The following is a 7290-nucleotide window of genomic DNA, read 5'->3' as shown; positions in this document are numbered from 1 at the left end:
TCGCCGCGGGAAGGGTGGAGGTCACGCGGGAACGTCCTCTCGGGTCACGTCGTCCGCAGCGAGGTGTGCGCCGACATGAGTGGTCAGCTCCCAGTCGTTGCGCCCGCGTTGTTCGCGCCAGACGGCACGGATCGCGGCGCCGGCGAGGAGCACCTGGTAGAAGGGGCCGCCGACGACGAGCTTGAGGTAGTGCGTGAAGCGGACCCGGAGCCCGTACTGCTTGCCGAAGTCGTGCAGCCCGACCACCTCGAACACGAAGGTGACCAGGGCGGTGACGGCCGGCAGGAAGGTGACGAAGGCGATGCCGACGGGCACGTCGAGGAACAGCGCGATCGCCACGTTCAGCGGAATGATCAGTCCGGTGAACGCCTGCAGGAACGGCGTCATCAGGGTGTAGCGGGCCAGCATCCGCTGCCCGAACGCGGGCAGTTGCTTCCAGTCCTTCTTCCGGTACACCTGGAGGAAACCCTGGTTCCAGCGGGTGCGCTGTTTCAGCAGCGACATCAGCGAGCCGGGGGTCTCCTCCCGGGTCACCATGTCGGAGTCGTACGCGACGACGACCCGCTTCCCCACGCTGGAGAGCCGGACGCCGAGGTCGCAGTCCTCGGCGAGGCAGTCGGGGTCCCAGCCGTCCGCCGCCCGCAGCACGTCGGTGCGGACGAAGACGGTGTTGCCGCCCAGCGGAATGAAACCTTTCTGCGCGTGCAGATGGAGCCGCGAGCGGAACCAGAAGAAGTACTCCAGGCAGTTGCGCAGGCTGTACCAGCTGGAGTGGAAGTTGATCAGCTGCACCCCACCCTGGACGACGTCCGCGCCCGTGGAGCGGAAGGCGTGGTCGACATGGGCGAGCAGCTCCGGATGGACCTGGTCCTCGGCGTCGAAGACCCCGACGACATCGCCGCGGCAGTGCGGCAGCGCCGTGTTCATGGCCTTCGGTTTGTTCTTCTTCTCGTGCGTGTCGACCACGACCCGGACGCGCGGGTCGCGCTCGGCCGCCGCCTCGGCGACCGCGGCGGTCTCCGGGTCGTCGTGGCCGACGATCACGATGATCTCGAAGTCGGTGTGGCTCGATTCCAGCAGCCGCTGGATGGTGTGGTCGAGCACCGCCTGCTCGTGCCGGGCGGGTAACAGCAGCGAGAAGGACCGGTGCTCCCCGCCGTCCGGACTGCTGAACCGGGTGGAGGCCAGCACTTCCGGCGTGCGCCAGGCGTGCATCTGCCACCACAGGGTGAACGCGGCCATCCAGAACAAGGCCAGCGAAACGACAGAGATGAACACAGACGTGAGCAAAAAGATCCCCCCAGATCCCATATCCCCCGGCACGTGACGGCGCACCACTCGTACGGCGACCCGCCTGTCACGTCACCGTGCAGACATTAGGGGGGAGGTGTGAAATCTGGGAGGTGTTCGGATAAAGAACCTGTTGCCTGTCGTTGCTTCAAGCGACCGGTTGCGTCCGAATCGGGCCATCCTGTGGCCGGTTCCTTCGATCGCCGGCCAACTCGGATGCCGGGGAGGCCGGTTGAGCCCAGCCGCCGGCTGCCCTCTCCGCCGCCTCAGCCGCCCAGGGCCGCGCTCAACCGATCGGGATCGGTCGTCGGCACGTCGCAGGTGAAGTTGCGGCAGACGTACGCGGCCGGTTCACCGCCCACCAGGGGCCGGTCGGCCAGCAGCGGGAACTCGTCGCTCTCCGGCGTCCCGGCGGCGACCACCGCGCCCGGGGCGGTGCCCAGGAGTGCCGTACGGTGCAGGGCCGTGGTGGCCGGATCGTCGAGTGCCGGACCGACCACCGCGACCTCCCGCGGACCGTCCAGCGCCGCCTCGGCGACCGCGAGCCCCCAGCCGACGAACCGCGGCACCCGCGGACCGAGCGCCCTCACCACGCCCAACGCCCTTTCCGCGGCAGTGCGATGGGGCGCGGAGCCGGTCTGCGCCGCATACCCGAGCAGTGCGCCCGCGGCGGCCGTCCAGCCGGACGGGACGGCGTTGTCCGTCGGGTCCTGCGGGCGCCGGATGAGCCGCTCGGCGTCGGACGCCGTGTCGTACAGGGCGCCCGACTCGGGGTCGGCGAAGCGGGCCAGCACGTGGTCGAGCAGCAGCCCGGCGAATTCCAGCCACACCCCCTCCCCCGTCACCGAGGCCAGTGCGAGGAAGCCCTCGGCGACGTCGGCGTAGTCCTCCAGGACCCCCGCGTTGCCGCCGACACGGCCGTCCTTGCTGGTCCGGGCGATCCGGGCGTGGTCGTCGAGGTGCACCCGCACCAGCAGGTCGGCGGCGGCGACGGCGGCCTCGGTCAGATCCGGCCGGTCGAAGTAGGCACCGGTCTCGGCGAGCGCGGCGATCGCCAGCCCGTTCCAGGCGGCGACGACCTTGTCGTCCCGGCCGGGAGCGGGACGGGCGCCGCGTGCCGCGAGCAGCCGCTCCTTGATCCCGCCGGGGCCGGCGATCCGGTCGGCGTCGAACACCTCGTCCTGCTGGGGCAGCTGGAGCACGGAAGCGCCTTCCTCGAAGGTGCCCTCCTCGGTCACCCCGAAGTACCGCACGGCGAGTTCGGCGTCCTGCTCGCCGAGCACCTCCCGCAGCTGCGCGGGCGTCCAGACGTAGTACGCCCCCTCGACGTGCTTGCCGCTTCCGTCGTCGCTGTCGGCATCGAGCGCGGACGCGAACCCGCCCTCCGGCGTGCGCAGTTCGCGGACCATGAAGTCGGCGGTCTCCAGCGCGACCCGGCGCGCGAGCTCCGAACCGGTGGACCGCCAGAGGTGGGCGTAGACGCGGCACAGCAGGGCGTTGTCGTAGAGCATCTTCTCGAAGTGCGGAACCACCCAGTCGCGGTCGACGGAGTAACGGGCGAAGCCGCCGCCGAGCTGGTCGTAGATACCGCCGCGTGCCATCCGCTCGGCGGTGTCCCGCGCCATCTGCAGGGCGCCCTCGGCACCGGTGCGGGCGTGGTGCCTGAGCAGGAACTCGATCACCATGGACGGCGGGAACTTCGGCGCCCCGCCGAATCCGCCGCGCTGCGGGTCGTACTCCCTGGTCAGGCCGAGCAGTGCCTGCGACTGCTGCTCGTCGCCGGGCGGTTGCGCGTCGCCGTAGGAGATCTCCCGTCCGGCCAGGTCCCGCACGATCTTCCCGGCGACCTCGGCGACCTCGTCCCGGCGCTCGTCCCAGGCCTGGTGCACGCCCTGGAGCAGCTGCCGGAAGGACGGCATCCCCTGACGGGGCTCGGGCGGGAAGTAGGTGCCGAAGTAGAACGGCTCGGCGTCCGGGGTGAGGAACACGGTCATCGGCCAGCCGCCCTGCCCGGTCGCCGCCTGCACGGCCTCCATGTAGACGGCGTCCACGTCGGGGCGCTCCTCCCGGTCCACCTTGACGCCCACGAAGTGCGCGTTCAGGTAGTCGGCGGTGGCCTGGTCCTCGAACGACTCGTGCGCCATCACATGGCACCAGTGGCAGCTCGCGTACCCGACGCTCAGCAGGACGGGCACGTTCCGTTCGCGCGCCTCGGCGAAGGCCTCGTCCGACCAGGGCCACCAGTCGACGGGGTTGTCGGCGTGCTGAAGGAGGTAGGGGGACGTCTCGTGGGCCAGTCGGTTCGGCATGGGTCCATCCTGCCCCAGTAGCGGCACGGCACCACTGCGCCCATGCCCCCTGGCCGCTGTCCGTTACCCGGATGTCCGCTCGGATGTCCGTCCGAGGAGACGCCCGGGCGTCTCCTCGGACGGCACCTTGCCCCCTCCCCCGAGATATGGCGTGCACAGGACACTCGGCCCACGCATAACCGGAGAGGCTCTCGGGGAGGGGACGGGAGGGACCCGAGGACACCCGGGCACACCGGGTGCGGCCGGGGCCGCCGGAGGGGGCGCGACATGCGGGACAGTCATCGTGCGGACGCCGAGCGGCTGTTGGCGCGGGCCGTGGAGGAAGAGGTGCGCCGGTCGGGCGGGCGCACCGACGGGAAAGTGCTGCTGTCCCGGGCACGCGGCGCCCTGGACACGATGGCCCGGACGGCGGCCGAGGAGTACGAGGCGTACACCCGTGCCCTGGACGACGCGGCGGCCGGGCAGCTCACCTTCCGCCAGCGGTACGCCCGTGAGGGCGCCGGGACGCCGTTACTGGTGGCCGGGGTGGCCGGGGCGACTGCCGTGGTCACCGACCTCTTCCTCGGCACCGGGACCGGGACGGCGCTCGGCGCGGGCGTGGCCGTCGGGATGGCCGGGGCGGCGGCGACCGTGGTGAAGGTCGTGGGCGCGCATGTGCCCGCCGCCCACCACCGGGCCGGCGCGGTGAGCCAGCCGGGCGGACCGGAGCAGCTGCGGCTGCAGTGGCTGACGGCGCTGGAGGTGCGCGGCATCCGGCCGTTCCTGGACCAGCAGCGGATGCTCGCCGCGTCCACCGGGCCCCAGCAGACGGGACCGCGGCTGCGCGGCGCCGACAAGAGCGCGGCGGCCCGCGGGCGCAATGTCCTCGAGCAGTCGTTCGGTCAACTTCCCCAGCCGGTGGGGACGTTCGCGGGGCGGCGGCGGGAGATGGCACAGATCCGGCAGTGGGTGCAGGCCGCGCGTGCGACCACTCGGACGCTGCCGACGGTGGTGGTGCTGCACGGGGCGCCCGGCAGCGGCCGGACCACGCTCGCGGTGCGCGCCGCGCACGACCTGAAGGACTACTTCCGCGGCGCCTGCGTGGTCGATCTGCGCGCCGACAGCCCCGGCGAGGCGCCGCTGTCCACCCGGGACGCGCTGCTGCATCTGCTGAACCGGCTGGGGGCGCCCCGCGAGCAGTTGCTGTTCCGTGAGCGGTCCTCGCCCGACCAGCAGGTCGGACGGCTGAGCGAGCTGTACCACCAGCACGTGACGGGCATGCCGGTGACGGTCGTCCTCGACGACGCCGCGGACCCGCAGCAGGTCCGCACCCTGCTGCCGGAGCGTTCCGACAGCCTGGTCCTGGTGACCTCCCGGGCGCCGCTCGGCCTGCCGGACGACCTGCCGGCCCGGGTCCACCAGCTGCCGGTGGAGGCGCTCGACCCGGCGGGCTCGGAGGAGCTCCTGGCCGGCGCCGCGCAGGACTCGTCCGAGCCCTACGACGCCGAGTCCGCCGACCGGATCCGGGAACTGTGCGGCGGGCTGCCGCTGGCGCTGCGGATCGCCGGTTCCTCGCTGGGTGCGCGCTCGCCGCGTGCGCTGGCCTCGGACCTGAGCGCCTACGGCCCGGTCGACCCGGTCGAGCGCGCCCTGTGGCTGCGCTACACCGACCAGCCGGAGACACTGCGGCGGCTGCTGCGGCGGCTGGCGCTGGCGGGCCGGGTCTCGCTGGGCGCGGCCGCGGCGGCCGCGGTGCTCGGCACCGACGAGGCCGAGGCGCGGCGGCACCTGGAGGCGCTGTCCCGGACCGGTCTGCTCACCCCGGTGCGGCAGGGCCGCTACCGGCTGCACGACCTCGTCCGCGCCTTCGCGCTGGCCCGTCTCCTCGATGAGGAGGACCCGGCCGAGCGGGCCGCGGCGCAGGAACGGCTGATCGTGAACTACGCCGAGCTGGCCGACTCGGTGCTGCGGTTGGTCGACGGGAACATGTCGACCCGCTCGGACCGCTTCGGCCCGTACGGCTTCACGTCGCTGGACGAGGCGCTGCGCTGGCTGGACGACGAGTCGAGCTTCATCACGGCGGCACTGCGGCACGCGGAGGGCGTCGACCGGAGGGCGGTGCTGAACCTCCTCGGCGCCCTGTGCGACTACTGCCTGCTGCGCGGCGACCTGTACCGGCTCGGGGAGATCAACGAGCTGGCGCAGGCCGTGGACGAAGGGCTGCTGGTGCGTTCGGTGCAGTGGCGCACCGGTATCGCGGCCCGCCAGCTGGGCGAGCTGGACAAGGCGCGGACGACCCTGACCTCGGTGGTCGACCTGTACCGGGAGGCGCATCACGACGCGGGGGCCGCGCGGGCCCTGACCTCGCTGGGCATCACGCTGCACCACCAGGGCAATCTGACGGAGGCGTCGGCGCGGCTGCGGGAGGCGATGGACCTGCAGTCCGCGCCCCAGCTGGCCACCGACCGGGCGTGGACGATGCACGCGCTGGCCGCGGTGGAACGCGACCGGGCCCGGCTGTCCGAGGCCCTGGACCTGCTCACCGAGTCGCTGGTGCTGCACCGCGCGGGCGAGTCCGTGCACGGCCAGGCGTGGGCGCACTTCCAGCTCGGGCAGCTGAACCTGCGGATGGGCGACGTCCCCCGCGCGGAGACGGAGCTGCGCACCGCGCTCGAGCTGTACGGCCGGACCCGCGACGCCCGCGGCGAGGCGTGGGCGCTGACCCAGCTGGCCCGTGCCCGGCTGATCCGGGGGGACGCCTCGCCGGCCCTGGAGGACCTGCGGCGGGCCGCCGCCCGGCACCGGGACAACGAGGACGCGCGCGGGGAGGCGTGGACGCTGTACTACCTGGGCCAGGCACTGGAGGAGACCGGTGACCTGGACCGGGCGGTGCGCGAACTGGAGCGGTCCCGCACCATGTTCTCCCGGATGCGGGACGTGTACGGGCTGGCCTGCGCCCGGCACCACTCGGCCCGCGTCACCCGCGACCAGCGGGCCGCGCAGACCGGTTCCCTGCGCAACTCCGGCTTCGCCCGTCAGCTGCTGGTCGACGCCCGCGCGGACTTCCAGCGCATCGGGGTGGCCCACGGCGAGGCGTGGACCTGCCTGGAGCTGGCGGTCGTCGACGCGGGCAACGCCCGCGCCCAGCAGGCGCTGGCCCTGTGCGACGAGGCGGCGGCACTGTTCGCGTCCTACGGGGACCGGCGCGGCGAGGACTGGGCCCGGTTCCTGCGCTGCACCCTGCTCCCGTACGCGGCCCCGGGCGGTACGGAGGTCGGTACGGCGGTGGCCCAGGAGGAGCTGGCCCAGCTCGGCCGGACCACGCACGCCGCCCGCGACGAGAAGCTGGGCGACTACGTGGACGCCTACCAGCTGCTGCTGGAACGGGGGGTGAGCCTGGAGGCGGGCTGGCAGGCCTGGCGCCTGGGCATGGTCCCCAGCCGCCACGCACGCGAGGTGATGGGGGTGCCCATGGGGTCGCAGACGCAGGGCGGCCCGGTGGGATGACGCGGTGCGCTCCAGGACCTCGTGGCCGGTATGCGCGACCGGCGCCCCCGAAACCGCTGGTGACCGCTCCGGGCGGCTGCTGCCGACGGCGACTGCCGACCGCTGTTCGCCGGCAAGGGCGCGGGCCGGTGGCGGGGGACGTCCTGGACCGGCCACCCGGAGCAGGCCGCCAGGACCCTGGCGTGGGCCGCGTCGGCCGGCGGCG

Annotated in this window: 3 protein-coding genes; 1 reads left to right on the top strand and 2 read right to left on the bottom strand. The window is 73.1% G+C overall.

What is annotated here, in order from left to right:
* Window positions 1-21 precede the first annotated feature (21 nt).
* Window positions 22-1290: a glycosyltransferase gene (locus AOK11_RS20160; RefSeq protein ID WP_055595122.1), complete on the bottom strand. Its 1269-nt coding sequence runs from the start codon at window positions 1288-1290 to the stop codon at window positions 22-24.
* A gap of 266 nt (window positions 1291-1556) precedes the next feature.
* The gene (locus AOK11_RS20155; RefSeq protein WP_055595121.1) at window positions 1557-3599 is read right to left on the bottom strand and encodes a thioredoxin domain-containing protein; all 2043 of its coding nucleotides are present in this window, start codon (window positions 3597-3599) and stop codon (window positions 1557-1559) included.
* A 267-nt stretch (window positions 3600-3866) separates the two neighbouring features.
* On the opposite strand from AOK11_RS20155, the gene AOK11_RS20150 reads away from it, so the two are divergent.
* Window positions 3867-7085, top strand: coding sequence for a tetratricopeptide repeat protein (locus tag AOK11_RS20150; protein ID WP_055595120.1), 3219 nt, complete (start codon window positions 3867-3869; stop codon window positions 7083-7085).
* Window positions 7086-7290 lie beyond the last annotated feature (205 nt).

The organism is Streptomyces hirsutus, assembly GCF_001418415.1.
Taxonomy (GTDB): domain Bacteria; phylum Actinomycetota; class Actinomycetes; order Streptomycetales; family Streptomycetaceae; genus Streptomyces; species Streptomyces hirsutus.
Note: the sequence above shows the minus strand (reverse complement) of the source record. Positions and strands in the feature narration are given on the sequence as shown.

Coding starts and splice junctions, on each gene's coding strand:
- AOK11_RS20155 (WP_055595121.1), bottom strand. CDS start 3,599: ATGCCGAACCGACTGGCCCACGAGACGTCCCCCTACCTCCTTCAGCAC.
- AOK11_RS20150 (WP_055595120.1), top strand. CDS start 3,867: ATGCGGGACAGTCATCGTGCGGACGCCGAGCGGCTGTTGGCGCGGGCC.